The following is a 1,409-nucleotide window of genomic DNA, read 5'->3' on the forward strand; positions in this document are numbered from 1 at the left end:
CCCCGCGGGCGGGTGGGGCGAGCCCGTGACCGGGGTGTGCCACATCGACGCCGCCGACGAGGCGGCGAGCGCTGAGGCGGACAACGAGGACGCCGCGGGCGATGTGCCCGATGTGCCCGACGTTACGCAGCGGTGAGTGCCACCGGCACCCCAGCCTGCCGGCGCGCCGACCGCGGCCTTGCCCCGGCCGACTCCGGTCAGCTCGCTGGCGGCCCGGTTGCCGGCGATCTCGCTGTGGTGGGTGGCGGCCCAACCGGCCATCGCCATCCCGCGTCGATCAGAGACCGGCCTAGCTTCGTCAGCTCGTACTCCACTCGCGGCGGGACCTCGGCGTACGCGGTCCGGGTGATCAGGTCGTCGCGCTCGAGATGCTTGAGCGTCTGGGTCAGCATCCGCTGGGAGATCCCTGGGATGCTCGCGTGCAGGTCGGAGTAGCGCAGCGAGCCGGCGCTCAGGGTGCTGATGGTCAACACCGTCCACTTGTCGCCGATGCGGTCGAGCACCTCACGGATGAAGGCGCTGTCCTTCGGCCATGCCTGGCACGGACCGGTGATCTGTCGCGCTGACGCCATCTCCATTACCTCTCATCCGGATGCAACCGCACTACCAGTTGTAACGGCTACGGGGCGGTCACACCGATCCACGACTCCGGCCCGCTCTCGGATCACCGGAGCGCGCTTTCGCACCACTTCGAAAGAAGCCCCGCCCATGTCCTGCCTGCTTGACATCGACTCCTCCGCGCCCGGCGGGGCCTCCGCCTCAGCGCGGCCGGCATCACCGCACGTGTCACACCACAATTCAACGGAGAGTGATTACTGTGAACGCACACGACACCATCGTGGTCGGCGCGGGCCCGGTCGGGCTGTGGATGGCGGCGGAGCTGGCCCTGGGCGGCGGGCGACCGCTGGTCCTGGAACGGGCCGAGCAGCGTTCATGCTCGCGCACCCGCAGTTGCGCACCGAGGAACTGCTCGAACGGCACGCCCGGGCCCTCGGGGCGGTGATCCGGCGCGGGCACCAGGTCTCCGGGATGAGCCAGGACGAACAGGGCGTGACACTGCGGGTCAGCGGGCCGGACGGCGAGTACGGGATCACCGCGGACCACGTGCTCGGGGCGGACGGCGCGGGCAGCACCGTGCGCCAGGCGGCGGGCATTGACTTTTCCGGCACCGACTCGACCGTCTTCGGCTTCCTCGGCGGCGTGGAGCTGGCCGACCCGCCGGAGCGGCCGGGCTTTGGGCACAACGAACAAGGCGGGGCGGGTGGTGTCAAGTGTGCCGGGGCGGGGACGCCCGCCCCGGCCGTCAGCGGGCGGCCAGGGCCTCGGTCGGCGACAGCCGCGAGGCGCGGATCGCCGGATACAGCCCGGCCAGGCTGCCGATGGCCAAGGTCGCGGCCAGCCCGCCGGCC

The 1,409-nt window shown here is 71.7% G+C and carries 3 protein-coding genes; 2 read left to right on the top strand and 1 reads right to left on the bottom strand.

What is annotated here, in order from left to right; all coding sequences use genetic code 11:
* Positions 1-197: 197 nt before the first annotated feature.
* Complete coding sequence (locus C1I98_RS38870; protein WP_233508573.1) at positions 198-572, bottom strand: winged helix-turn-helix transcriptional regulator; 375 nt, start codon at positions 570-572, stop codon at positions 198-200.
* Positions 573-817: 245 nt separating this feature from the next.
* Between C1I98_RS38870 and C1I98_RS43395 the strand changes: the two genes are divergently transcribed.
* Together C1I98_RS43395 and C1I98_RS45945 are read left to right on the top strand one after the other, a co-directional pair.
* On the top strand, positions 818-1,003 hold the full coding sequence (locus C1I98_RS43395; RefSeq protein WP_199537561.1) for an FAD-dependent monooxygenase: 186 nt from the start codon (positions 818-820) through the stop codon (positions 1,001-1,003).
* On the top strand, positions 934-1,409 hold a 476-nt coding region (locus C1I98_RS45945), incomplete at its 3' end, for an FAD-dependent monooxygenase (RefSeq protein ID WP_199537562.1). The genes C1I98_RS43395 and C1I98_RS45945, both read left to right, overlap by 70 nt.

This window comes from Spongiactinospora gelatinilytica (assembly GCF_003236385.1).
Taxonomy (GTDB): domain Bacteria; phylum Actinomycetota; class Actinomycetes; order Streptosporangiales; family Streptosporangiaceae; genus Spongiactinospora; species Spongiactinospora gelatinilytica.